Source organism: Klebsiella sp. JN_Kp121, assembly GCF_040062145.1.
GTDB classification, from domain to species: domain Bacteria; phylum Pseudomonadota; class Gammaproteobacteria; order Enterobacterales; family Enterobacteriaceae; genus Klebsiella; species Klebsiella aerogenes.
Genome location: NZ_JBEAHX010000002.1, coordinates 826,071 through 850,020 on the forward strand (window position 1 = coordinate 826,071; position 23,950 = coordinate 850,020).

Genomic DNA, 23,950 nt, shown 5'->3' on the forward strand with positions numbered 1-23,950 from the left:
GATGGAAGGCAAACTGCTTGAATATTACAACCGCGAGCTGGCCTATCTGCGTGAGATGGGCGCTGAATTCGCCGAACGCTATCCGAAGGTTGCCGGCAGGTTGGGCATGCGCGGTATTGAGGTCGCCGATCCTTACGTTGAGCGGATGATGGAGGGGTTCGCCTTTCTGACTTCCCGCGTGCAGCTAAAAATGGACGCCGAATTCCCGCGTTTTTCACAGCGCCTGCTGGAGATGATCGCGCCCAATTATCTGGCGCCTACGCCGTCGATGGCGATTGCCGAACTGCAGCCGGACATCAATAAAGGCGATCTGAGTAAAGGTTTCGTGGTGCCGCGCGGTACGATGATGGACAGCCAGGTACTGAAGAAAAACGGCGTCACCTGTAGCTATACCACCGCGCACGATGTCACGCTGTTGCCGCTGCGTATTGAGAAAGCCGAACTTGGCGGGATCCCCGCCGATGTGCCGCTGGCCGCGCTTGGGCTCAGCCAGCGCGGCGCCGTCAGCGCTTTGCGCCTGCGTATAAGCTGTGAAGGGGCTCAACATCTTGGTCATCTGACCTTTGACCGGCTGGCGTTTTTCTTAAGCGGCCCGGATATTGAGGCGCTGCGCCTGCTGGAGCTGATTCTTGCCCACCAGGTCGGCGTGGTGTGCCAGACCACCGGGCGCGATCCGCTGCGTTTTTCGCTGAGCGAAGAGGCTATACAACAAGAGGGTTTCGCCGCCAAACAGGCGCTGCTACCGGAAGATCTTCGCAATTTTGACGGCTACCGGTTGCTGCACGAATACTTTGCCTTCCCGGCGCGCTTCCGCTTTATCAGTATTAACGGCCTCAGCAAGTTAATCGGCCAGTGCAAGGAAGAAAAATCCTTCGATATCATTATCCTGCTGGATAAAACAGACGACCGGCTGGAACAAGTGGTGGAAGCTAACCACTTCGCGTTGCACTGCACGCCGGTGATTAACCTGTTTCCGAAAATCGCCGCCCGCCAGTCGCTGAGCGACAGCCAACATGAATACCATCTGGTGGTCGATAACATCCGCCCGCTGGACTACGAAATCTATTCGGTGAGTAAAATTCACGGCAGCGCCGATGGCCACCGCGACGATCGCGAGTTCCGTCCATTCTGGAGTTCATGGAGCAAAGATGCCGGAGATTACGGCGCTTATTTTTCACTGCGCCGCGAACAGCGGGTGCTTTCCGAACACGCGCTGCGCTATGGCACGCGTACCGGCTATACCGGCTCTGAGACCTTTGTCTCACTGGTCGATGAGCAGCATGCGCCGTGGCAAGAAGATCTGCGTTACATCACCGCCGAGGTGCTGTGCACCAGCCGCGACCTACCGTTGATGCTACAACAGGAGCTGGGGCAATTCGTGCTGGCGGATTCGCTACCGGTAAAAACATTGAAAATGCGTAGCGGCCCGACGCCGCCGCGACCGGCGCTGGCGGAAGGGCTCAGCACCTGGCGGCTGATAAGCCAGCTGCAGATGAACTATCTCAGCCTGATGGACGGTGAAAATGGCGAAGGCGCAGCAGCGCTGCGCCAGTTGCTTGGGCTGTATGCCGGGCTGGCGGAGACCGCCGTGGCCCGCCAAATCGAAGGGGTACGCCACTGCGTGCTGGAGCCAGTTCATCGCCGGGTGCCGGAGCCGGGGCCGATCGTCTTCGCCCGCGGTATCGGCATTACCTTAACCGTTGACGAGCGCGCTTTTTCCGGCGCCAGCCCGTGGCTGTTTGGTAGCGTACTGGAACGGGTCTTTGCCCGGCTGGTGTCGCTCAACAGCTTTACCGAATTCACCTTATGTAGCCAGCAGCGCGGCGAAATCGGTTACTGGGCGCCGCGAATGGGGAAAAGGGCGCTGATATGAGTGACACGTTGGCTACCATTCATCGCCTGACGCCGCTGGCGGACGTTTTCTGGCGCGAGGTTACCGCCGCGCCCTGGCGCTACGACCTTTTTCATCTGCTGCGCCGCATTGACGCGCAAGGGGGCGAACGTTATCCGCTTGGGCGCGCGCCGCTGCCGAAATTCGAATCGCTGCGCATCGGGCAAACGCCATCAATGGGGTTTGCGCCCGCGACGCTGGCCAGCGCGCAGAAACGGGAAAATAGCGCGGTGCATGAGATATCGATTCTCAGCTTCGGTCTGTTCGGCCCCAATGGCCCGCTGCCGGTTCATATGACCGAATACGCCCGTGAGCGTATTCATCATCATCAGGACGACAGCCTGAGCGCTTTTGCCGATCTCTTTCATCACCGCCTGACGCTGCTGTTCTACCGCGCCTGGGCTGACGCGCAGCCAACGGTATCGTTAGACCGTGCGGACAACCGCCGCTTTGAGCGCTATCTCGCCTCACTCATCGGCATGGGCCAGCCGGGGCAACTGGAGAAGGGCGACCTGAGCCCGCATGCGCGTTTCACCCACGCAGGCCATCTCAGCCGCCATGGTCGGGATCCGGAAGGACTGGAGAAGATCCTGCGAAATTACTTCAAAGTCCCGGTCAACATTATCAGCAACGTGCCGCAATGGATGCCGCTGACCTCGCGAGAACAAGCGCAACTGGGGGCGGGAAGGCGTTTACCTCGCCTGGGCGTCTCGGCGTTTCTCGGCGTCGCGGTACGCGATGTTCAGCATAAATTCCGCCTTGAAATCGGCCCGCTTAGCGCCGCCGAATACGCCCGTTTTCTGCCGGGCGAAAACGCGGTAAACGAATTACGCGACTGGATCCGCCAGTATCTTGGGATTGAATATGCATGGGATGTCAGGGTACTTATCCGCGGCGATGAAATACCCGGTACGGTCCTCAGCGGCGACGGCAAACTGGGTTACAGCACCTGGCTTGGCCACCAGCCAGCCCCCGCGCCGCGTGGCGATTTAGTGTTTAGCGTGGAGCAGAGCGACGCTTGATGTCGTCTGCTCTCTGACACCTTTATTAATGTTATCAATGGAACCGAACATGTCAGAAATCAGCCGTGCCGTACTCTTCGGCAAACTGGATACGCTGTTGTTTACCTCGCTGGAAAGCGCAACCGCCTTTTGTAAACTGCGCGGCAACCCTTACGTTGAGCTGGTGCACTGGCTGCACCAACTGATGCAGCAGCAGGACGGCGATCTGCAACACATTATCCGCCATTTCGCCCTTGATGAGCAGGCGCTGACCCGCGATATCATCGCGGCCCTGGATGCGCTGCCGCGCGGCGCCAGCTCGGTCTCCGACCTTTCTGAGCATATCGATAGCGCCGTCGAACGCGCGTGGGTTTATGGCTCGCTGAAATATGGCGTCAACCGCATCCGCGGCGGCCATTTGTTAATAGGGCTGCTGAAAACCTGGAATCTGGCTAACGTTCTGAAAGGCATTTCGCCGCAGTTTAGCAAAATCAATGTCGATGCCTTGAGCGAGAGCTTTGAGACGTTGCTGGCCGCCAGTAAAGAGAGCCAGCAGGCGGCGGTGGAGGCGGCCAACACGAGCGCGACGCCGACGGCGCAGGGTACGCTGGCCCAGTACGGACAGAACCTGACGCTGCGGGCGCAGGAGGGCAAAATCGATCCGGTGGTTGGCCGCGATGAAGAGATCCGCCAGATGGTGGATATCCTGATGCGCCGCAGGCAGAACAACCCGCTGCTGACCGGGGAAGCCGGCGTCGGTAAAACCGCGGTGGTGGAAGGGCTGGCGCGGCGGATCGCCGCAGGCGATGTTCCGCAGCCGTTGCGTAATATTGAGCTGTGGCTGCTGGACATCGGTATGCTGCAGGCCGGTGCGGGCATGAAAGGCGAATTTGAAGCCCGTCTTCAGGCGTTAATTAGCGAAGTACAATCCAGCCCGACGCCGATCGTGTTGTTTATCGACGAGATCCACACTCTAATTGGCGCAGGCGGCCAGCAGGGCACCGGCGATGCGGCGAACCTGCTGAAACCGGCGCTGGCGCGCGGACAGTTACGCACCATCGGCGCGACCACCTGGGCGGAGTACAAAAAATATATTGAAAAAGATCCGGCGCTGACCCGCCGTTTCCAGACGGTGCAAATCCACGAGCCGGATGAAGAGAAAGCGTTGCTGATGCTGCGCAGTACCGTATCGCCGCTGGAGAAACACCATCGGGTGCTGCTGCTTGATGAAGCGGTCAACGCAGCGGTGAAGCTGTCGCATCGTTATATTCCCGCGCGGCAGTTGCCGGATAAAGCGGTAGCGCTGCTGGATACCGCCTGCGCCCGCGTCGCCGTCAGCCAAAGCGCGCCGCCGCCGCAGTTGGAAGATTGCCTGCAGCGCATTGCCGCCCTGGATGTGGAACTGGAGATTGCCCAACGCGAGAACCGGGTGGCGATTGGCGATGGCCAGCGCATTGAGCAACTCAAGCAGGCGCGTCAGCAGCAGGAAACCGAACGCGATACCTTGAGTCGTCGCTGGGAGCAAGAACGCGCGTTGGTTGATGAAGTCATCGCGTTGCGCGCGCAATTGCAGGAGGCTGATGACGACGCCCAGCCGGCGCTGCGCCAGACGCTTAATGAAAAACAGCTGGCGCTAAAAACCCTGCAGGGTGAGATGCCGCTGCTGTTCGCGGCGGTAGATGAGAACGTGGTGGCGGCGGTGGTCGCTGACTGGACCGGCATTCCGCTGGGGCGGATGGTCAAAAATGAAATTGACGCCGTACTGAGCCTGGCCGACACGCTCAACCAGCGAGTGATTGGCCAACGCCACGGGCTGGATCTGATCGCCAAACGTGTTCGCACCTCACGCGCGCGGCTCGACGATCCCAATAAGCCGGTCGGCGTCTTTATGCTTTGCGGGCCATCCGGCGTGGGTAAGACCGAAACCGCGCTGGCGCTGGCGGAAGCGCTGTACGGCGGCGAACAGAACGTTATCACCATCAACATGAGTGAGTTCCAGGAGGCGCATACCGTCTCGACCCTGAAGGGCGCGCCGCCAGGTTACGTGGGTTACGGCGAAGGCGGGGTGCTGACTGAAGCGGTACGACGCCGCCCGTATAGCGTGGTGCTGCTGGATGAAATCGAGAAGGCGCATCCGGACGTGCACGAAATTTTCTTCCAGGTGTTTGATAAAGGCTGGATGGAAGACGGTGAAGGCCGCCATATCGATTTCCGCAACACAATCATTATCTTAACGTCTAACGTCGGTACCGAGCTGATTAGCGCAATGTGCGCCGATCCGGATCTGATGCCCGAGCCGGAAGCGCTGAGCGGCGCGCTGCGTCAGCCGCTGTTACAGGTCTTCCCGCCAGCGCTGCTTGGCCGCCTGTTGGTGGTGCCGTACTACCCGCTGAGCGATGCGATGCTGGGGCAAATCGTGCGTCTGCAGCTGGCGCGTATTCAGCGCCGTCTGCAGGACAATCACAACATTGTCTGTGAGATTGACGACAGCGTCGTCGAGCAGGTGGTTCAGCGTTGTACCGAAGTGGAATCCGGCGGGCGTATGGTCGATGCGATTCTGACCAACACGCTGCTGCCGCAGATGAGCCAAATTCTGTTAACCGCCAACCGTAACGATGAGCAGTTTACGCAACTGCGCATCAGCTATGCGCAAGGCGAGTTTCATTGTCAGTTTGCCGCGTAACACCATCAGAAAGTGAGTCTTAAGATGACGGATCACGAAAACAATCGGACTGTCCTGAACGCGCTGCCGGTCGGGTATCGTTTTAACGAATTTGAAATAAAGGAAGTGATTGGCGGCGGCGGTTTCGGCATTGTGTATCGCGCCTGGGACCATCAGCTGGAACGTACCATCGCGATAAAAGAGTTTATGCCTTCGTCGCTGGCGGTACGTAACGAAGATATGACCCTGGTACTGCGTAGCGAACGCTTCAGCAAAGCGTTCTCCGCCGGATTAAACAGCTTTATCCAGGAGGCGAGGCTGCTGGCGCGCTTTAATCATCCCAACTTGCTGCACGTGCTGCGCTTTTGGGTTCAGAACGACACCGCCTATATGGGCACGCTGTTTTATAGCGGCACCACCTTGAGCCGCCTGCGCGAGCAGCAGCCAAACCTCATCGATGAGGCATGGATCCGTCGGATGCTGCCGATGCTATTCGGCGCCATTAAAACCATTCACGACGCCGGCTATTTGCACCGTGATATCTCACCGGAAAATATCCAGATCCAGGATAACGGCCTGCCGGTGCTACTCGATTTCGGTTCGGCGCGCCGCACCATCGGTAATCTCTCCGACGAAACCGAAACTATGCTGCGCCCGGGTTATGCGCCTATCGAGCAGTATACCGACGATAATGACAGCGAACAGGGCGCCTGGACCGATATTTATGCCGTCGGCGCGGTGCTGCATACGCTGATCGTGGGTTCACCGCCGCCGGTGAGCGTGGTGCGGAGTATTCAGGACAACTATCAGCCGCTGGCGGAACTGAAGCCGGCGGGTTACTCGCTGCCGCTGCTACAGGCGGTGGATAAAGCTCTGGCGCTGCGGGTGGAAGATCGTCCCCAGTCAATCGACGCGTTTGCCGAGCTGATTGAAATGCCGGTGTCCAGTATCGATGACGTCTTGTCGGTCAAAAAAACCGGCACCATGCTGGCGCTGGTCGAAGAGGAAGAACAGGCGCCGGCCGCGACAGACTGGCGGCGCTGTAAGGTTCCGGGGATGGTCGCCGCAGGCGTACTGGTCGGTATTATTGCCGGCGGTATGCTGTTCAGCGGCGGCGGCAGCGAGGCGCAACCTGCACAGAGCGCCAGCACCCAGCCGCCAGCGGCGGTTACGCCGCCGGTACCAACGCAGACCGCTAACGCGCAGCCCGCTCCGCCCGTTGCCGTTAAAGAGAGCAAACCTGCAGCGGCGGCGGCGCCTGTTGCTCAGGTTTACGTGCGCATGCGGGAAGGGGAAAAGCTCAAACTCAATGGCGAACCACATAATACGCAACCGGCCACAAACGGCTTCGCCTCGCTGAAACTGGCGCCGGGACATTATGAAATTACCCTGCAGGGTAATGGACAAACCCGCGAGCAGACGCTGGAGATCGCCAAACCGGGAACCTGGCTTATTAATCCATCGAGCTAGATGGCGCAATTGAGAGCGAAATCCACCCGCCAGAAATGCACGGCGGGTGGCTAATCACTGGTCAACAAGGAGTGTTTAATGACGCCAGGCTGGATTATCAACGCAGTATTGACGCTGGTTATTATTTTCATCAGCTTTTACCTTGCCAACCGCATAGTAAAAAACTCGCAACGGCGAGAGCAGCGGATTATCGAAAACGGGAACGATATCCAGGTTACGATACTTGCAATGCGGCAAACCGGATTATTTATCAACAACAATCCTGTCATTGATATGGATCTGCGGGTACAGGATTTAAATAATGGAAAAACGTGGCTTGTGGAAAAGCACCAGGAAACGGTTTTGCTCATTACCCTCGATGCCTGGCAGGTCGGAGTGACTTATGAGGCAAAACTAGATCCAAAAGATAACGCCATTGTGTTTGTAAGAGATATTAACGATAAGCCAAAACTGACGAGTGGAAAATGAGTGTTTTTACTAACGTAATCGTTCTGGCCGTGGTCCTACTGTTTATTTATATTTTTGCGTCATTACTGATTCGCGATGCGAAAAATAAAAAACTCAAAGCGGCTATCCACAATGATGGCGTTGCGGTGTCTGGCACCATCACAAATGTGAGAAGCCGCTCGGGCGGTAATTCCGGGTTTATTAATATTAGCGTCGATTTTAATTACGTTAACGAAAAAGGTGAATTGCTGACCGGTCAGCGGGATATCGTTATTGATATTACGCGTATCCAAAACTTTCAACCGGGAAAGCCGATTCCGTTACGCTACTTGCGCCTTGACCCGCAACAGGTGCTGGTCGATCTGCCGAACCCACTGTTAACGCGCAGCTAGTGCTGCACAAACTGTATCCCCCTGAATGGAATAATATTATGTCTAACAGGATCACCGTTCAGCTCCCCGTTGAGGGGCTGCTTTTCTGGAAACTCAGCGGACATGAAGCCATGTCGGAAATGTTCGAGCTCAGCTTAACGCTGCTTGGCAGCGATGCGCGTCTGGATCGCAGCAAGCTGCTTGGCCAGCCGGTCACCGTGACCATTCCGACGCAAAACGCGCTGAGTTCGCGTTATTTCAACGGTAAAATTACCCGCGTGGCGGTGAGCGCCGTTGAACTGAGCGGTATCCGCTACGCCGCTTACCAACTGACCGTTGAACCCGACTTATGGCCGATGAAACGCGACCGCAACCTGCGTATATTCCAGGGGCAGACGGTACCGCAGATCATCAATACGTTGCTGAGCGAATATCAGGTCAACGTTGAGGATAAGCTGAACGGCAGTTACCGCGTCTGGGATTACTGCGTCCAGTATCAGGAAAGTAGTTTCGCCTTTATCAGCCGCCTGATGGAGCTGGAGGGGATTGCCTACCATTTCCGCCACGAGGCGGGTAAACATACGATGGTTCTGACCGATTCAGCCACCCAGCATCAATCGGTAAGCGGCTATGAAACCATTCCCTACCACCAGACAGCGTCGGGCGGTATTACCACTGAAGAGGGGATCGGCCAGTGGGCGCTGGAAGATAGCGTGACGCCGGGGATCTACAGCCTCGATGACTATGATTTCCGTAAACCTAACGCCTGGCTGTTTCAGGCGCGGCAGAACCCGGCATCGCCCTCGCCGGGCAGTATCGACGTGTACGACTGGCCGGGGCGGTTTGTCGATCACGGACACGGTGAATTCTACGCCCGTATCCGCCAGGAGCGCTGGCAGGTAGAACATCAGCATATCCAGGCGTCCGCCACCGCGGTAGGCATCGCTCCCGGCGCAACGTTTACCCTAACCAATGCGCCATTCTTTAGCGATAACGGCGAATATTTGACGACCGCCGCAGATTACTTGTTTGAAGAGAACAGCTACGCCAGCGGCGGCAATAGCGATATCTCGCACCAAATCCATTTTAGAGTGATCCCCTCTTCGGTGGTCTATCGCCCGGCGCAGGTAACCGACTGGCCGCGAACCTATGGCCCGCAGACGGCGAAAGTTGTCGGGCCTGAAGGGGAAAGCATCTGGACCGACAGGTATGGCCGCATCAAAGTTAAGTTTCACTGGGACCGCCACGCCAAAGGCGATGACACCAGCTCCTGCTGGGTTCGCGTGTCGAGCGCCTGGGCAGGCCAGGGCTTTGGCGGCGTGCAAATTCCCCGCGTCGGCGATGAAGTGGTCATTGATTTTATCAACGGCGATCCTGACCGCCCGATCGTCACCGGACGTGTGTATAATGAAGCCAGCATGCCGCCTTGGGATCTCCCCGGCGACGCCACCCGGATGGGCTTTATGACGCGGAGTAAGGATGGGAATATTGATAACAGCAGTTTCTTGTTCTTCGAAGATAATCCGGGCAATGAATCCGTCGAGATGCATTCAGAGAAAGATATGAAGATCTCGGTAGAGAATGATAAACATGTAACTATTGATGGTTCTCGTAGCACTGTCATTTTAAAGGATCAGAGTGATGATGTTACAGGTAAAGCAATTTTTAATTATCATAATTTACGAACGACCACTGTTGACATGAAGGAAACAGAAATATTCAAAAATGGACAAAAAGTAGAAATTACCAATGGTCGCGAGTTTGAAATAAAAAGTGGCGGCGATGATGTGAAAGTCAAAGGGAATCGAAAAACCACTATTACTGGCGATGAAGAACACCATGTAACAGGAGTAATAACTCAGAACTTTGATACTGGATTAATAACAAATATTAATAAAGGTGGAAAATCTGAAGTCATTACCGATGGTGGACTCTCCGTGCAAGTGGATGGTGGAGATTGGGTACAAAAGGTACAAAATGGTAAGATAGATATTTCGTCACCAAATACAGTTCATATTAAAAGCGATTCTTCGGTATCCATTGATGCACCAACACAAGTTGTCACAGCAAAAGGTTATAGTATTACCTTTACTGGTGCATCTTTCTCAGGCAATGGAATGAGTACTTCGATGAATGTTCTTAGTACATCTTTTAATGGAACAAGTATTAGTTGGACACCACTTAGTGTATCGACTTCTCTAGCAAGTGTAGTTCATGCACCAATGAACTATCAGCGTTCGTTAACAAAAATTGAGAATTCTATCCAGAACTTAGCAATCGGTGCAATCCATATTTTCATTTAAACACTAAGGCATATAATGAACTTCATTTATCAACACTCATTATTAATTATAATAGCATCCGTTTTATTTAGTTTTTTCTTACTATTCAGTTCGTTACGTGGTCTCAAAGGACAAGGTGGAGACCTCACTGAAATAAAAAATTGGTTAAACCGTGAGCGCTGGCCCGGTGAGATCAAAAACGCATCTCTGGTAAGTTGGCGTCAAACTAACGCGACCAATAATTTCGATTATTATTTCGTATTTACCTTTGATGCGAACATTGAGGGTACGACAAAACAGTATAATGCTGCTGCCGTGGTACGTGCTTCAGAAATCCCCAAATTAAAACCGGGGCTTCAATTAACTATAAAACATGAGGGCGTTCCGCCAAAACGAATGGCTGTTATGGATGTGGATTATGAATAAACAGGGCATCCACTAGACTTCTATGCTCGTGGCCATTTAGGTGGCCACTTAAAAACACTCACAGAATTTCTAATATGTGGTGAACTTCATCATTAATGGATCATTATGTTTGACACTATATGGGGAACATTAATATTAGCCGTTTTAATTTTGTTTGGTTTGTTCTTATATTGTTATCGTTCAGGCTCCAATTATAATAATTTTAAGGCAAATGGCATTCGCACCGAGGCTAAAATATTAAGCATGGAAAAAATTGGCGCGAGTGGCGGAGGGAGCACTAAACTTAAAATGGAATTATCTTTCAATACTGACTCAGGGCTGGTGACGGCAACGGCTAAACAGTATATTTCCCCGCAAAAAATGGTAAAAATCATGAGGAATAATACTATCTACATCTACTACATGCCTGATAATCCCAAAGAGTTATTACCAATACCATGGGAAATGGAATAATACTATACTACTCATTTATTGTGAAAAGAGAAGGAGTGTTGCGCATTATTTCTTGGGCTTTTGTGAGGTTCAGGTCGTGCGATTAATGTAAGAATCTAAAATTTCAAACTCAGCATTGTGGTCTATTTATATTACCATTGTAGTTGACCACTCTCTGAAACAGAGCGTGTCGTCACTGGATGCATTTTATTTTCCACTCATGTATTTAAATGTCAGGTATGAATTTTCTTTCTGAACACACAGGACCTATTGTATTAGGTGTAATGTTGATATTCATCTTCATCTGTCTCAGAGGATTAAAGGGACAGAAGGAAGATTTTAGTGAAATAAGAAATTGGGTTGCAAGAGACAACTGGAACGGCGAATTAGCAACAGGAAAATTAAAAGAATGGAAACAAACCTCAACTACCAATAATTTTGACCATTTCTATATTTTTACTATCGAGTCTAATTTGAGTGGTGAAGTTCAGGCATATAAAGCAGCAACTGTGTTAAAGACCTCTGAAGTCATTAAATTAAAAAAGGATATGCCAGTAATGTTCAAATACCAGGGAGTTCCCCCCAAAAAAACAGCAGTCATGAGCGTAGGCTAATACTAGTCGATGCACGACATATTATTGCTGCTTTACCATTTGATAGGAAACATGGCATAGAAACGGCCTCCAAATGCTGCGTTTCCTTTCCATTGGTTTTAGCTGGTAATAAATAATCAATCCAGAACCTAACGATTTCTCAAATTTTTGCATTTAAAATAAGACAGCCATCAATGGTTCACTTAATGTATGATTATACGATGTCAAATTCAACAATGTGGTCTATCTTTATTACCATTTTAGTTTTAGGGTGGTTCTTATACAGTATAATGAAGTCAGGAAATAATGATGAGAAGTTTCGTAAGGAAGGCCTTAAAGTTGAAGCTAAAATTATTAGTAAACAACATATAAGTACCTCTGGTACCGGAAATATGAAATTTGATTTTGAATTGGAATTTATGACTCCCGATGAAGTTGTCGTCACACATGCTCGTCGTTTTATAACTCCGGAAGAAATGGTTAAAATTGGCAGGAAAAATACAGTTTGTTTATATTACCTCCCAGGTACCCCTGCAAAAGTCTACCTTGTTCCTGGGGATATGGAGTAAGCTATCGATGATGGTTTTTGTTAATAGCACGGATGCAACCCTATGAATGTTATGACGGAACCATCTTTTATCTTTGGCATTGTGATGACATTCATAAATTAAAGAAAGGAATGTTATTATTAGTAAAGTACAGTAATGACACGCCTGTAAAGATAGCGGTTATTGCTGTCAATTATTAAATTGTAAGCCATGAGCAAATAAGGCTTGTCACGATGGATATACTCTTTTTTGTCGTCATGGGGCTGATTGTCCTGGTGTTTGGTATCTATCCCATGGCCCGTTTTCTTTATCAGGATGTTTACCCGTATTTAAAGGATAGTTTCACCCACAGTGAGGTCCTGCAATCAGGGATTGCGGTCAACGCGGATATCATTGCCGCACACCAGACCAGCGCCTGGAGCGGAAGTAAACCGATCTATCGTCTCACCTTTAAATTTAAGACCCGCGAGCAGGTGGAAGTTCAAGCTAGCCTGAATCACACCCTGAATTTCAGCGACATTGAACGTTTTAAGCCGGGTAATGGCACAACGATTAAATACGATCCGGCGAACCCGCAGAGAATTGCGCTATACGACAGGCCGCTTTTTTTGTGACAACTAATCAGGAGATAACATGGAAATCGTCTCTACCATAATGCTAACCATGGCATGGGCCATTCCGCTGGTAGTTTTGCTCTTTGTGGCCTGGGTTGCGATGCAGAATATACGCTCTGCGCGACAAGATAAAAAAACGAAAATGAATGGTGTCAATGTTAAGGCCACCATCCTGCAGATCAAATACGATCGCGACCAGCGAATTAATAATCACTACTCAGCCATTTTGACCCTTCGTTATCATTGGCATGAGCAAGAACTGCAGGGCATCCGCGGCGTTATATTCCCCGCGCAAGACCAATCTGAGGTTCAGGTGAATCAATTAATCAATATTCGCGTTCACCAGGACGACCCACAACATTTCTACTACCTCGATTATCGTAATGTCTGATGCTAAGCATCAATTCCCCTTAAGAACCTATCGCATTAGGGCTATATGAAAATCATTAAACCCTTACGCCTGAGCGTACTGAACCGGCCATTCCGCTGGCAGGGCAAAAATTATCTTGGCGTTTCGGTGCTGGCGTTGGCGGATATGGGGCCAAACCCGCAGCTGCGCCCCGAGATGGAACTGTGGCAGCTTGCCGCCGACGAACTACAAACCAGCGGCGGCGTGGTGGATATGGCCATCCCTAAAGTCCGCGCCGAATTTCTTGCCACCGGTTTTGCTTATACCCATCATCAGCAGGAAAAAAGCGCCTGCGTGGCGCGCATCGATATCGACAAACTGAGTAAGTCGTTGGTGGTGTTCGGCGATCGCGAGTGGACGGGGCAACGTATGACCCGACCGCAGCCGTTTAGCGAAATGCGCCTCGACTGGAGCCGCGCCTTTGGCGGCGGTGATTATGCCGACAACCCGCACGGGCTTGGTGTCGCGCCGGTAAAACAGCAGGGGCGCGAACGTCATCCTCTGCCGAATATTGAACCGCTGGAGGGAAGAGTAAGCTCGCCGCAGCAGAAACCGCAGCCGGCAAGTTTTGGCCCGTTGGATATTCAGTGGCCGCGACGCTTTAGCCGAATGGGCAAAAAATATGATGCCAGTTGGCTACAACAGGAGTTTCCCGGTTTTGCCCGCGATATTGACTGGAAAGTCTTTAACGCCGCCAGCCCGGACCAATGGTGGGAGGATCGGGATTCCTTGCCGCCAGCGGCGAAATGGCGGATCTGGAATATGCATCCTGAGAAACCAATGCAGGAGGGCCAGTTGCCGCCGTGGCAGGCTCGCTGTTTTATTCATCGCCAGCGCGCGGATGAAACGCTATTTGAAGAAGTTGCCTTACGCGCCACCACGGTATGGTTCTTTCCCCATCGGGAACAGATGATGCTTATCTGGCAGGGGCACATTCGTATCAATGAAGACGATGCCGCCGACGTCCTGCAGCTGATCCCGGCGCTGGAAAAAGAGGGCGCCGCCCGTTCGCTTAATCACTATCGCAAGGTACTGGCCCAGCGAATGGATAAAGAGAAGGGCGCGCTCTTCTCCTTCCGCGAAAAGGATCTCATACCGGAAGAGACCATCGGTCCGTGGATCGACAATGAAATTGAACAGTCGCCGAGTCCGCAGCAGGAGAATATGAAAAACCGCGCTCGTCTGCTGCGTGAACAGCACCGCGCCGCCATTGAAGACAGCGGCGGTGATATCGATAGCCTGTTGGCGGATATCGACGAACCCACGTTGCCTAAGCTTGAAGACCTGCCGGAGTTTATCGCCGACATGGAGCGTCAGGCGCAGGAAATGGAGAATGATGCACAACAGCGCAAGCGTGAGATGGAGGCGCAATATCCGCAGTTGAATAACGATGAAAACCAACCGCGCGGCCCCGAATCCATGCACCGGATGCAGGAGATGCTGCATCAGCACCAGCAGGAACTGAGTGAGAAAAAGCGCGCGCAAACGCGCGAGGCGCTACATCAGATGTACCTGGCCGCGGTGCAGCATCAGCCGCCGGCGGTCCGGCTGAAGGGCGATCTGGCGATGATCCTGCGCCAACGCGCCGAGCGTACCATGGCGCAGGGCGGCAATTTTAGCGGGATGGATCTGACCGGCGTTGATTTTTCCGGCATGGATTTTCGCGGCGCCAATTTTGAAAAGGCGTTACTGGAATGCGCGGACCTCAGCCACTGTCAGCTGGATAACGCCTCTTTTCAGGGGGCCGTGCTGGCCAGAACGGAGCTACAGCATTCGTCGCTGCGTAACTGTGATTTTAGCGGCGCCAGCCTGGTAATGGCGGAGTGCCATCAAAGCGACTTCACCGGCGCTCGCTTTGAAGATAGTCAGCTACAGAACGCGCTGTTTGCGCAATGCATTTTCGATAACGCGACGCTAAAAACGCTGATCCTTCGGGAAATCAGCCTGATTGACTGCCGTTTTCAGCGCGCCGAGCTGGATGGCTGCGTCTTTATGGAACTGACGCTGGCACAACCTGATTTCAGCCACGCGCGGCTGCACAAATGCTCGTTTTTACAATCTGAACTGGAGCATGCCATTTTCCATCAGGCGACGCTGGAAAGCTGTTCTCTGGTGCAGACCATAGCGGAGCGCGCTGATTTTAGCGCTGCAACATGGCTAGCCAGCGCTGCGGTGTCGGAATGCTCACTTATCGGCGCCGACTTCAGCCACGCGACGCTGCAGCAGAGCAATTTGCGCCAGACGCCATTACAGGGCGCGCGCTTTGCGCTGGCAAAAATCGAAAACAGCGATCTGAGTGAGGCTGATTGTCGCGATGCCAGCTTTGTGCGCGCGAATCTGGTCGGCAGTCTGTTTGTTCGCACCGATTTTCGCGAGGCCGATTTTACCGACGCCAATCTGATGGGCGCGTTGCTGCAAAAAAGCCAGCTTGCCGGAGCCAATTTCGAAGGAGCCAATCTGTTCCGCGCCGATCTTTCACAATCCTTTACCAGTAAAACCACGCGTCTGGATGGCGCATGGACCAAACGCATTAAAACCCTGCCGAAGCGCGATGGAGAAGTGATATGACGATACTGAGCCCGGAGGAGATCGTTCAGCGCATCAAAAACGGCGAGCCACTCAATGAAATATCGCTGGATGGTATCAACCTGCAGGACTGCGATCTCTCCGGCGGTCTGTTTCAGGAGGTGTCGCTACGCGGCGCTAATCTGCAAAATGCCAATCTGCATGAAGCCCTGTTTACCGAGTGCCAGCTGCAGAACCTGCAGCTGCAAGGCGCCCAACTTAAGCAGACGACCTTCAATCAGTGTGAAATGGCCCATCTTCAGGCCGCCGAAACCACGCTTGATAGTTGCGTGTTTAATCAGTGCGACCTGCAAGAGAGCGATTTCTCGGCGACGACGCTGCAAAGCAGCCAGTTTATGCGTTGCCAGATGAGCAAGAGCCGTTTTCGCGGTTCAACGCTGGAACGCAGCGTGTTTTATGAGGCTGAGCTGACTCACGCCAGCTTTGCGCAAAGCCGCGGTCTGTTGACCACCTTTTACCATATCGATTTGCGCGACACCGCGCTGGACGGAATGCAGTGCGACCGGCTGGTTTTTTTTCAGTGCGATCAGCGCGGCAAAGACTATTCAAGGCAGGGCTTTACCGGCTGCCAGTTCACCGATTGTCCGCTGGACGGCGCGAAGTTTAACGGCGCCCAGCTAACCCAGTGCAATTTCAAAGGCGCGTCATTGCGTGAAGCAGAGCTCAATCAGGCGAACGCCAGCCAGGCGCTGTTTATGGAGGCCGATCTGCGCGGTGCCCAGTGTCGCGGCAGCCTGTTCGACCAGGCGATATTTGTCGGCGCGATACTGGAGCAGGCCGACTTTAGCCAGAGCAGGTTGTTCCAGAGCGTTTTACAGCAGGTTCAGGCCGCCGGGGCGCGATTCGCGCTCTGCGATCTGACGTGGAGCGATTTTTCCGCCGCCGACCTGCGCCAGGCGGATCTGCGCGGCGCGACCTTCTCCCGCACCCGACTGCACCGCGCCCGCCAGGCCGAAGCGCTGTTTACCGGCCGCCAGGGGATCCTGGAATACGATGAAGAGTTATTAGCCGCTGAGGCGTGGAGCGCCCAGCGCCACAGCCGTTGTTAAGGAGACAACAGATGACAACCATTAATCACAAACTGGCCCAGGCGGTGATGCCGCCGGCGCAGGCTTCCGGCACGGTGACCCATTGCTTTGCCGACGGTAGCGTGACCGTCGAGAGCGAAGGGCGCGGCTGGCACTGTCGGCGAGCGGTCAGTTGTCTGATCGCGCCGCAGGCTGGGGATCGCGTACTCATCAGCAGCGTGGACAACCAGATCTGGCTGTTAGCGGTGCTGGAGCGTGATGAAAGCCGCCAGGCGGAGCTCAGCGTACCGGGTGACCTGCATATTCAAAGTCAGGGAGAACTCAGTCTCAGCGGTCAGCGCCTGTGCGTCAATGCCGCGCAGGGGGACTGCCATATCAGCGAGATGAACTACAGCGGCGATAAGCTCTCGGCATGGGTGACACTGTCACGTATTGTCGGCAAACGCGCCGAATCGGTCTGGCAAACGGTGACGCAAATTAGCCACAATCTGCTGCGCACTACCCGGCAGACCGAGCAGGTGCGCGCCGGGCAGCTGGATATGAAAGCGGAAGATTACGCCCGCCTGCATGCGCACAATACGGTTATCACCTCAAAAGCGATTACCAAAGTCGATTCAGAACAGATCCACATGGGCTAAGGAGCTAATCATGTTTGCTAACTGCCAGCTATTCGGTGTCGATTTAGCCTTCCCCGACGTCTGTCTGACGCCGATGCCGGCGCCGACGCCGATTCCCTATCCGGACATCGCGCTGGGGCCGACGGCGATCCCTAACGCGCTCAATATTCTGTTTATGGGCATGCCCGCACATAATATGGCGACGGTGACGCCGCTTACTAACGGCGATAACCCCGGCGTGGCGACCGGGGTGGCATCAGGTACGGTAATGGGGCCGTCGCGTCATCTGACCGGCGCATTTACCGTGCTGCTAAAAGGCACGCCGGCGACGCGTCTAACCAGCGTTAGCCTGCAAAATTCGACAAATGCGGTCGGTATGCGCATCGTCCCCAGCCAGTTCAAGGTATTGATGCTGGCGCCGTAGGAAACACGTTCCAGATGCCATACCTGAACATCATTCTCGGGAAGCCTTTTTACGATCTCCTGCAGCATGGCCGGGAGATAGACCGCGCTATTGCGCGCCGGGACGGCACCTCACTGAATCACTCCACGCCAGAACTTGAACGCTACTTTTCGCGTCCACCTGGCGAACGTCCCCGGCAAAACCCATTTCCGGTCGCCGCGCTATTCCCACTGTTCTTAGTGGCTTTTGCATTCAATCTGCTACCATTTTTGCAGACGCTCCCGCCATTCTCTGCGCCGATACGGGTAGCGAGTTTCTTTGTACCAGCGCTAGTGGTGGTTATTTTTCTGTTGACCAGCGGCGTGTTGCTGGCTCGCGGTTATACCCTCGGGCTGAAGGGATTTCTGGCGCTATTTCTTCTCCTCTCAGCATCAACGGCGGCGCAAGCGTTGAGAGCGATGGTCAGCGCAGGAGAAAGTCTCTGGCCGCTGGCGTTCGCCGCGCTGGCATTACTGTGTTGCCGGCTAATATTTAACCGCCAGGGATTCGTGCTGTTCACGATTTATTGTCGTAGCCAGCGGTTGGCTCTTCTCGCGGGCAAACTACGCCGGCAGCGCAAATAGGGAGTGGTAATGGCGGTGAGCAACCCCTGACTATCAACGGATAGCCAGGGATTTTGTTTATTGCGGGTAATTAAACGCGTCAGGATGGTTTTCAAGGCTGCCGCTCAGCGCGGCAAACAGCACGGTTTTACCATCAATCGACAGCGCATCGCTGACGTTAAGCCAGGTCAGTTTTTCCTGCGATGTCTTCTCATCAACCACTGAGAAGACGCCCGCCATCTGTTTGGATTTTTCAGACCAGATCACGGCGATACGTTCGCTTCCACAATCGTGTGGTTTACAGGCGCTTAATACCTGCCAGGATTCAGAACCCAGTTTCACGGTCTGTGCCGGGGATCCGGTACCACCGCTGTTAACCCAGGCCGGGAGCTTATGGCCTTTTACCATCTGGCTGAACGACGCTTTGGTCGCATTATCTTTGGCAAGTGAAGTCAGCGTAACATCGCTTTGCGCCATAACGCTGGCGGATGCGGTGAGTGCGACGATGGCGGCAAGTGCTTTGAACATGTTTCCTCCTGGAGTTGATATGTCCTCATTTCGGGCCCCTTAATAGTGGGCGCAGAGCATCATTAATGCAAATGAACATATTTATACAATGAATGTGATCACCCGCGCAAAGCGTGGACTTATCCGGCTTTGACATGTCATGATGCACATTGGTTAAATTTTTGTATTAATAGCCGAGAGTGAAGGGCTAATACAAAAGGGCATATTTATTCAGGCGATAACGCATGGCGTATTTGAATCATCTGTTGACGTTTATTGAAAGTAATCCGGCACTGGCGATCGGCTTTAACCTTATTCTGTTGGTCGTCTCCGGCATCTTTGCCCATCTTTTGTGCAAGTTTTTGCTGATTAAAGTGATACGCAAGGTGTTCTTCGCCAGCCATAAACAGGACGTACCGCTGGAAAAAGACCGCCGTATCGCCGAGAAACTGTCAAACTTCATTCCGGTTATTATCGTCTACTATGTTCTGCAGTTTATGCCCAATATGCCGGCATCGCTGGTAACGGCGATTAATACCATCTGCGGAATTTTGTTTTTTATTTTTCTGTCGATCTTCTTCAACGAAATGCTGGATATCGTCAATAGCTCTTATCTGCGTAAGACCAAGCGTAAAAACCACTCCATCAAAGGCTATATCCAGATAGGCAAAATCTTAGTTCACATTCTGGCCGCGATTATGATCCTCGCCGTGATGTCGAATAAATCACCGGTGATTATTATTTCCAGCCTCGGCGCCGTCGCGGCGGTGCTGATGTTAGTGTTTCAACATACCTTGTTGTCGCTGGTGGCCAACGTCCAGCTATCGTCCAACGATGTCCTGCAACTGGGCGACTGGATCGAAATGCCCGACAAGAACCTGAGCGGGGAAGTGACGGATATCGCGCTGCATACCATTACTATCCGTAACTGGGACAACACCATTTCGCGTATTCCGACCAAGAATTTCCTTACAGAAACGTATACCAACTGGCAGGCGATGTTCTCGTCCGGCGCACGAAGGATCATGCGTAGTATTAATATCGATCAGCACTCGGTGACCTTCCTGAATCAGGAGATGTTAACCCCGATGCTGGCAATCCGCGGGGTGAGTGAGCCGCTCAGTAAATTACTGGATGGCCGGGATCCGGGCGGCGTCGCGGATCGCTGGTTTATTGATAACGGGTTGACTAACCTGACGCTGTTTCGCCATTACCTGATGAGCTATCTCGCCGAACGGCCAGATATCATTAAAGATATGTACATCGTGGCGCGAACGTTAAAACCGTCGCCGTCCGGGCTGCCGCTGGAAATCTACTGCTTTACCTCCTCGACGCTGTGGATGGATTACGAGAACACCCAGTCTGCTATTTTTGAATACATTACCGCCGTGGCCGGGCAGTTTTCACTGCGTCTTTACCAGTATCCCGCCGGGCATGATTTCTGGCGCTTATCGCAGGAAAACGCCAGCCGCGCCAGTTCACCGCCGCCAACTGAGGGGGGACCGGGAGATGGCAATCGTGTTGAGAAAAATGCGGGCCTCCGATATTAGCGGTGGCCTGATGCTTAGCCAGCAGATGGGTTGGCCGCATCGTCGTGAAGACTGGCTGTGCGCCTTCACGCTAGGTGAGGGTATTGTGGCGGAAGTAGAAGGCGAACTCTGTGGCACGACGCTATGCTGGCGCTGGGGTCAACATCACGCCACTATCGGCCTGGTGCTGGTGGCTAAACAGCTGCAGGGTAAAGGGCTTGGCAAGAAGCTCTTTGCCGCTCAATTAGAGAGGCTGGGCAGCCGCACTATCCAACTGCACGCCACGCCTGCCGGAGAACCGTTATATCGTAAGTTTGGTTTCCGTCCGGCAGGATTTCTCCAGCAATGGCACGCCCACGCATTACCTGCCGTTGCTTCTTCGGGCATCGGCATCTCTGCCGCGACGGTCGCCGATATATCACAGCTAGCTCTGTTGGATGGCAAGGCCTGGGGCGCCCAACGGGAGCGTCTTATCCGCTGGTTGCTGGCCAACGCGCACCTTGCCGTTATCCGCAATAGCCAGGAGCAGATTTGCGCCTGGGCCGCCTGTCGCCGCATGGGCCGAGGCTATGTAATCGGGCCGGTGGTGGCCAGCCGAAGCGATCATGCGCAGGCGTTATGCGCTAGTTTTCTGACGACGCTTGCCGGCGAGTTTGTGCGCCTCGATTGCCCGGAAGGCCAACATGAATCGTTTACCCGCTGGCTTGGGCAAAACGGGTTCACGCTGGCGGATCGGCCGTTGGCAATGGTGAAGGGGGATATTTGCCGCCACAGCTATGATGTACGTCTTTTTAGCCTGATGTCCCAGGCGATGGGGTAAGTGGAGTAACAACGGCCATTCGGAATAATCCTGAATTTTTATATTTCTATAGCAATTAACCTTTAGGGCATAAAATAGATGCCCATATGCATGGAGAGAATCAATGACAATGCCTGGAGAGTTTGCAAAAAACAATTTACCCGATTATGGATTTGCAAGGAGTCTGGGACTGACCTCAGGCAATGATTTTGATTTTAAGGCTCTGGCCAATCAATTGGATTGTTCCCGAGATTTTAACCATGCAGGTATTATTTATTCTGACGGTAGCCAGCAGTGGCTTGTTAGACCGTCCAGAAATATTGCTCAGGAAAATAAAAGCACCGTCACCCACGTTATCGTTACCCGAATCAATGCTCAACCTTCGGCATATAATGCCACCAAAGCACTAAATCATACGATTCAGACGCCATCCCTGGCAAACGAGATCACCTCAACGGCTATTTCATGCGGTGCGGCTGTCGTAACGGGAGTTTTGGCTGTCGGCGCAGGTGCCGCCGTTCCAATAACCGCAGGGGCATCCGGTGTTGTTGCTGCGATTATTACTGCGGGAACGGTAGCTACAGTCGCGCAATGTTTTATTGGTTTAGGTCGTATTACCCTGATTGCAACAGATCATGATGATGTAGTCACATGGCTCGACAGCGAATCATGGTATGTGGCAACAAGTACCGCATTAGATATTGTTTCGCTTGCGGGTGCCGGAGCTGGGCTGAGAAGCACGATAGAAACATATAAGATGATGAAAGCTAGCACTTCAACGAATGTGATAACCTGGCTTAAAGGGCTAAACCGTGCGGAACGTCGCCGAATTACGGAAGAAATTATTCGTGCGCAAAACCCTGGAATATCGAATACAGGAATTAAAGCCGCTATGCGTGCAGGGTTTTATCCCAAACGCTTTCCTTCTGATGCCTTACAGAGAAGCTTACAACGTGAATTAACCACGGCGGTAGTGAATACCTCCGCATTTGCGGGTAGCGCCATGACTGGAACAATCCGTAATCCGCAAAATATGAGGGCCTCAACACAATATGCCATTGGCCTTATTCAGTCATTCTCCTTGTTGGGAACTCATTAATAATAATCATGAAATATATTACCAGAAACCTTATTTTAAGTGCCGTTGTTTCTCGAAAAATGGACACTAACGATCCGCAGCAGCTTGAAAAGCTTAAAGACAGATTAAAAGACCGGATGGGTATTCCGGTCGGCTGGCATATGTCAGGAATACCGCTGGTAGGGGCTATGATTCTGAGCATGTTCGCTTTTGCCCTGGCTCAACCTTATCTCTGGTTGGCGGTGTTCGAGCTATTTGGGCTGCCGCAGTATGCCGTGATGGCGGCGATTGTGCCTGTATCGCTAATTTATAGTCTGATAATGGTACTGACGATGTACTTCGTTGCCAGAGGCAATTTTCTGGCTCTTAAATTATCACTGGCTTTGATGGCTTTTAGCGGTCTGGTTGCGATTGTTTATTTTCTTTCTGTTTGCCTGGGGGCATTATTCGGCGCCGGACTAAAACCAGGATTTCTCATTAGCGCCGTGCTGGGGCTAGTATTCATTTTAGGCGGTATCCGATGCATTAATAGCCAGACTTTTTACCGTGCAAACGCCCTTTATCTACATAACAGGGTCTGGCGAAAACAGCTTAATATTCAGCGCCAGACGCTGCGCCGCGCTTCACGTTAGAAAAGGGCGGCAACATGCCAGTTTTAGCCTGGCCTTATTTTATAAATCAATAAGCAGATTCGTGCTGCGACTGCGGGAGCAGCACAGCGCGACATGCTGCACGATGGCGCATTTTTCTGCTGCTGACTGCACCGTATCACGATGATCCACCTCTCCCTCAACCACCCTGGTCAGACAGGCGCCGCAAATCCCCATCTCACAGGAGAGCGGCACTGCCACACCATTTTCCTGCAATACCTGCGCGATGGTTTGATTGGCGGCGACAGGCCAGCACTGGCCAGAAGAGGCGAGCGTCATCGTAAACGTCTCTTCCTGCCGAACGTCGTTGGCGGGCATTGACGCCTGAAACGCCTCCTCATGGATCTGCTCGGCCTGCCAGCCTTGTATCGCCGCCGCCTGGCGCGCGGCGGCCATAAATCCCGCCGGACCACACACGTAAAGCCGATCTTCACGATGAGGAACGCTCAACCTTCCAGGCAAATTTTCTCGTGGGCTCTCGCCTTCAGCTGAGCTATAAATCCTCACGTTTTCAGGTGCCAGCTTGCGGGCAATCGCGGCTACCAGGGCGCCGTTTTCCCGTCGGTTGAGGTAATATTGTAAGGTAAATGGCTTTCCTTGCGCCGCTAACGCCCGCGCCATGCTATACAGCGGCGTAATGCCAATCCCGGCGGCCAGCAGGGTGACGTGTCGCGCCGTTTGCAGGGCAAACTGATTTCTCGGCGGTGATATCATCAGCCTCTGACCCGGTCTCAGCGTCTCATGGATGTAGCGCGAACCGCCGCGCGATTCTGCCGCTCTCGCCACGCAAATCAGATAACGTTCCAGCCTGCGATGGCTGCCGGTGAGTGAGTACTGACGGGTCACGCCGTTCGCCAGATGCAGATCGATATGGGCACCGGGCTGCCATGCGGGTAATGGGTCGCCGTCAGGCGTCACCAGCCTGACCGCCAGATTATGTTCTCCTTCACGCCAGAGACCATCGACAACCACCTCAATTAGAGTACTCATCGTATAACTCCTTGC

24 protein-coding genes and 1 pseudogene are annotated in these 23,950 nt (G+C 53.2%); 23 read left to right on the forward strand and 2 right to left on the reverse strand.

Annotated features, from left to right (window positions below; genetic code table 11):
• The first annotated feature begins 1 nt into the window (after position 1).
• From tssF to ABLU86_RS06645, 18 genes are all read left to right on the forward strand, one after another.
• Complete coding sequence (gene tssF / locus ABLU86_RS06560; protein WP_015366571.1) at positions 2-1,873, forward strand: type VI secretion system baseplate subunit TssF; 1,872 nt, start codon at positions 2-4, stop codon at positions 1,871-1,873.
• Entirely contained in the window at positions 1,870-2,913 is a 1,044-nt protein-coding gene (gene tssG / locus ABLU86_RS06565; RefSeq protein ID WP_015366572.1) for a type VI secretion system baseplate subunit TssG, read from the forward strand. Before tssF ends, tssG begins: the two co-directional genes overlap by 4 nt.
• A 49-nt stretch (positions 2,914-2,962) precedes the next feature.
• Positions 2,963-5,575, forward strand: coding sequence for a type VI secretion system ATPase TssH (tssH, locus tag ABLU86_RS06570; RefSeq protein ID WP_049057368.1), 2,613 nt, complete (start codon positions 2,963-2,965; stop codon positions 5,573-5,575).
• Positions 5,576-5,599: 24 nt separating this feature from the next.
• Entirely contained in the window at positions 5,600-7,024 is a 1,425-nt protein-coding gene (locus ABLU86_RS06575; RefSeq protein WP_348796005.1) for a serine/threonine-protein kinase, read from the forward strand.
• Between the two features lie 78 nt (positions 7,025-7,102).
• Positions 7,103-7,492 carry a hypothetical protein gene (locus ABLU86_RS06580; RefSeq protein ID WP_015366575.1) on the forward strand — a complete coding sequence of 130 codons (390 nt, stop codon included), beginning with the start codon at positions 7,103-7,105 and terminating at the stop codon, positions 7,490-7,492.
• On the forward strand, positions 7,489-7,863 hold the full coding sequence (locus tag ABLU86_RS06585; RefSeq protein WP_015366576.1) for a DUF3592 domain-containing protein: 375 nt from the start codon (positions 7,489-7,491) through the stop codon (positions 7,861-7,863). The genes ABLU86_RS06580 and ABLU86_RS06585 overlap by 4 nt, the downstream gene beginning before the upstream one ends.
• A gap of 38 nt (positions 7,864-7,901) precedes the next feature.
• Complete coding sequence (gene tssI / locus ABLU86_RS06590; protein WP_348796006.1) at positions 7,902-10,145, forward strand: type VI secretion system tip protein TssI/VgrG; 2,244 nt, start codon at positions 7,902-7,904, stop codon at positions 10,143-10,145.
• 15 nt (positions 10,146-10,160) lie between these two features.
• Positions 10,161-10,550 carry a hypothetical protein gene (locus ABLU86_RS06595; protein ID WP_032714520.1) on the forward strand — a complete coding sequence of 130 codons (390 nt, stop codon included), beginning with the start codon at positions 10,161-10,163 and terminating at the stop codon, positions 10,548-10,550.
• Between the two features lie 105 nt (positions 10,551-10,655).
• Complete coding sequence (locus ABLU86_RS06600) at positions 10,656-11,003, forward strand: DUF3592 domain-containing protein (protein ID WP_348796007.1); 348 nt, start codon at positions 10,656-10,658, stop codon at positions 11,001-11,003.
• A 209-nt stretch (positions 11,004-11,212) separates the two neighbouring features.
• The gene (locus tag ABLU86_RS06605) at positions 11,213-11,596 is read left to right on the forward strand and encodes a hypothetical protein (RefSeq protein ID WP_327061983.1); all 384 of its coding nucleotides are present in this window, start codon (positions 11,213-11,215) and stop codon (positions 11,594-11,596) included.
• A gap of 185 nt (positions 11,597-11,781) precedes the next feature.
• Entirely contained in the window at positions 11,782-12,144 is a 363-nt protein-coding gene (locus ABLU86_RS06610) for a glycogen/starch/alpha-glucan phosphorylase (protein WP_260676905.1), read from the forward strand.
• 212 nt (positions 12,145-12,356) lie between these two features.
• Positions 12,357-12,737 (forward strand): DUF3592 domain-containing protein, encoded by a 381-nt coding sequence (locus ABLU86_RS06615; protein ID WP_142689190.1) that lies wholly within the window; start codon positions 12,357-12,359, stop codon positions 12,735-12,737.
• A gap of 19 nt (positions 12,738-12,756) precedes the next feature.
• Positions 12,757-13,128, forward strand: a complete 372-nt coding sequence (locus ABLU86_RS06620; RefSeq protein WP_045394322.1) for a hypothetical protein — start codon at positions 12,757-12,759, stop codon at positions 13,126-13,128.
• Positions 13,129-13,173: 45 nt separating this feature from the next.
• Positions 13,174-15,714 carry a DUF2169 domain-containing protein gene (locus ABLU86_RS06625; RefSeq protein WP_348796008.1) on the forward strand — a complete coding sequence of 847 codons (2,541 nt, stop codon included), beginning with the start codon at positions 13,174-13,176 and terminating at the stop codon, positions 15,712-15,714.
• Positions 15,711-16,781, forward strand: coding sequence for a pentapeptide repeat-containing protein (locus ABLU86_RS06630; RefSeq protein ID WP_348796009.1), 1,071 nt, complete (start codon positions 15,711-15,713; stop codon positions 16,779-16,781). Before ABLU86_RS06625 ends, ABLU86_RS06630 begins: the two co-directional genes overlap by 4 nt.
• 11 nt (positions 16,782-16,792) lie before the next feature.
• A complete protein-coding gene (locus ABLU86_RS06635) occupies positions 16,793-17,398 on the forward strand; it encodes a DUF3540 domain-containing protein (RefSeq protein WP_015366583.1) in 606 nt (201 codons plus the stop codon).
• Between the two features lie 10 nt (positions 17,399-17,408).
• Positions 17,409-17,801 (forward strand): DUF4150 domain-containing protein, encoded by a 393-nt coding sequence (locus ABLU86_RS06640; RefSeq protein ID WP_015366584.1) that lies wholly within the window; start codon positions 17,409-17,411, stop codon positions 17,799-17,801.
• Positions 17,802-17,815: 14 nt separating this feature from the next.
• Positions 17,816-18,403 carry a hypothetical protein gene (locus ABLU86_RS06645; RefSeq protein ID WP_047080796.1) on the forward strand — a complete coding sequence of 196 codons (588 nt, stop codon included), beginning with the start codon at positions 17,816-17,818 and terminating at the stop codon, positions 18,401-18,403.
• A gap of 57 nt (positions 18,404-18,460) precedes the next feature.
• Here the strand turns inward: ABLU86_RS06645 and ivy are convergent, their stop codons facing one another.
• Positions 18,461-18,910 (reverse strand): Ivy family C-type lysozyme inhibitor, encoded by a 450-nt coding sequence (ivy, locus tag ABLU86_RS06650; protein WP_015705431.1) that lies wholly within the window; start codon positions 18,908-18,910, stop codon positions 18,461-18,463.
• Between the two features lie 224 nt (positions 18,911-19,134).
• Between ivy and ABLU86_RS06655 the strand changes: the two are divergent.
• The 5 genes and pseudogenes from ABLU86_RS06655 to ABLU86_RS06675 all read left to right on the forward strand — a co-directional run bounded on the left by ABLU86_RS06655 (position 19,135) and on the right by ABLU86_RS06675 (position 22,927).
• A pseudogene (locus ABLU86_RS06655) lies at positions 19,135-19,555 on the forward strand (hypothetical protein).
• Between the two features lie 107 nt (positions 19,556-19,662).
• Complete coding sequence (locus tag ABLU86_RS06660; protein WP_327062040.1) at positions 19,663-20,439, forward strand: mechanosensitive ion channel domain-containing protein; 777 nt, start codon at positions 19,663-19,665, stop codon at positions 20,437-20,439.
• Positions 20,399-21,238 (forward strand): GNAT family N-acetyltransferase, encoded by an 840-nt coding sequence (locus ABLU86_RS06665; RefSeq protein WP_348796010.1) that lies wholly within the window; start codon positions 20,399-20,401, stop codon positions 21,236-21,238. The genes ABLU86_RS06660 and ABLU86_RS06665 overlap by 41 nt, the downstream gene beginning before the upstream one ends.
• 103 nt (positions 21,239-21,341) lie before the next feature.
• Positions 21,342-22,316 (forward strand): hypothetical protein, encoded by a 975-nt coding sequence (locus ABLU86_RS06670; RefSeq protein WP_015705429.1) that lies wholly within the window; start codon positions 21,342-21,344, stop codon positions 22,314-22,316.
• A gap of 8 nt (positions 22,317-22,324) precedes the next feature.
• Positions 22,325-22,927, forward strand: coding sequence for a hypothetical protein (locus ABLU86_RS06675; protein WP_223575721.1), 603 nt, complete (start codon positions 22,325-22,327; stop codon positions 22,925-22,927).
• Between the two features lie 39 nt (positions 22,928-22,966).
• On the opposite strand, the gene ABLU86_RS06680 is transcribed toward ABLU86_RS06675, so the two are convergent.
• A complete protein-coding gene (locus ABLU86_RS06680; RefSeq protein WP_348796011.1) occupies positions 22,967-23,935 on the reverse strand; it encodes a PDR/VanB family oxidoreductase in 969 nt (322 codons plus the stop codon).
• Positions 23,936-23,950: the final 15 nt, after the last annotated feature.

Excerpts from the sequence above, each read along its gene's own strand:
- tssF (WP_015366571.1), top strand. The coding sequence starts at position 2 with ATGGAAGGCAAACTGCTTGAATATTACAACCGCGAGCTGGCCTATCTG.
- tssG (WP_015366572.1), top strand. The coding sequence starts at position 1,870 with ATGAGTGACACGTTGGCTACCATTCATCGCCTGACGCCGCTGGCGGAC.
- tssH (WP_049057368.1), top strand. The coding sequence starts at position 2,963 with ATGTCAGAAATCAGCCGTGCCGTACTCTTCGGCAAACTGGATACGCTG.
- ABLU86_RS06575 (WP_348796005.1), top strand. The coding sequence starts at position 5,600 with ATGACGGATCACGAAAACAATCGGACTGTCCTGAACGCGCTGCCGGTC.
- ABLU86_RS06580 (WP_015366575.1), top strand. The coding sequence starts at position 7,103 with ATGACGCCAGGCTGGATTATCAACGCAGTATTGACGCTGGTTATTATT.
- ABLU86_RS06585 (WP_015366576.1), top strand. The coding sequence starts at position 7,489 with ATGAGTGTTTTTACTAACGTAATCGTTCTGGCCGTGGTCCTACTGTTT.
- tssI (WP_348796006.1), top strand. The coding sequence starts at position 7,902 with ATGTCTAACAGGATCACCGTTCAGCTCCCCGTTGAGGGGCTGCTTTTC.
- ABLU86_RS06595 (WP_032714520.1), top strand. The coding sequence starts at position 10,161 with ATGAACTTCATTTATCAACACTCATTATTAATTATAATAGCATCCGTT.
- ABLU86_RS06600 (WP_348796007.1), top strand. The coding sequence starts at position 10,656 with ATGTTTGACACTATATGGGGAACATTAATATTAGCCGTTTTAATTTTG.
- ABLU86_RS06605 (WP_327061983.1), top strand. The coding sequence starts at position 11,213 with ATGTCAGGTATGAATTTTCTTTCTGAACACACAGGACCTATTGTATTA.
- ABLU86_RS06610 (WP_260676905.1), top strand. The coding sequence starts at position 11,782 with ATGTATGATTATACGATGTCAAATTCAACAATGTGGTCTATCTTTATT.
- ABLU86_RS06615 (WP_142689190.1), top strand. The coding sequence starts at position 12,357 with ATGGATATACTCTTTTTTGTCGTCATGGGGCTGATTGTCCTGGTGTTT.
- ABLU86_RS06620 (WP_045394322.1), top strand. The coding sequence starts at position 12,757 with ATGGAAATCGTCTCTACCATAATGCTAACCATGGCATGGGCCATTCCG.
- ABLU86_RS06625 (WP_348796008.1), top strand. The coding sequence starts at position 13,174 with ATGAAAATCATTAAACCCTTACGCCTGAGCGTACTGAACCGGCCATTC.
- ABLU86_RS06630 (WP_348796009.1), top strand. The coding sequence starts at position 15,711 with ATGACGATACTGAGCCCGGAGGAGATCGTTCAGCGCATCAAAAACGGC.
- ABLU86_RS06635 (WP_015366583.1), top strand. The coding sequence starts at position 16,793 with ATGACAACCATTAATCACAAACTGGCCCAGGCGGTGATGCCGCCGGCG.
- ABLU86_RS06640 (WP_015366584.1), top strand. The coding sequence starts at position 17,409 with ATGTTTGCTAACTGCCAGCTATTCGGTGTCGATTTAGCCTTCCCCGAC.
- ABLU86_RS06645 (WP_047080796.1), top strand. The coding sequence starts at position 17,816 with ATGCCATACCTGAACATCATTCTCGGGAAGCCTTTTTACGATCTCCTG.
- ivy (WP_015705431.1), bottom strand. The coding sequence starts at position 18,910 with ATGTTCAAAGCACTTGCCGCCATCGTCGCACTCACCGCATCCGCCAGC.
- ABLU86_RS06660 (WP_327062040.1), top strand. The coding sequence starts at position 19,663 with ATGTTAGTGTTTCAACATACCTTGTTGTCGCTGGTGGCCAACGTCCAG.
- ABLU86_RS06665 (WP_348796010.1), top strand. The coding sequence starts at position 20,399 with ATGGCAATCGTGTTGAGAAAAATGCGGGCCTCCGATATTAGCGGTGGC.
- ABLU86_RS06670 (WP_015705429.1), top strand. The coding sequence starts at position 21,342 with ATGACAATGCCTGGAGAGTTTGCAAAAAACAATTTACCCGATTATGGA.
- ABLU86_RS06675 (WP_223575721.1), top strand. The coding sequence starts at position 22,325 with ATGAAATATATTACCAGAAACCTTATTTTAAGTGCCGTTGTTTCTCGA.
- ABLU86_RS06680 (WP_348796011.1), bottom strand. The coding sequence starts at position 23,935 with ATGAGTACTCTAATTGAGGTGGTTGTCGATGGTCTCTGGCGTGAAGGA.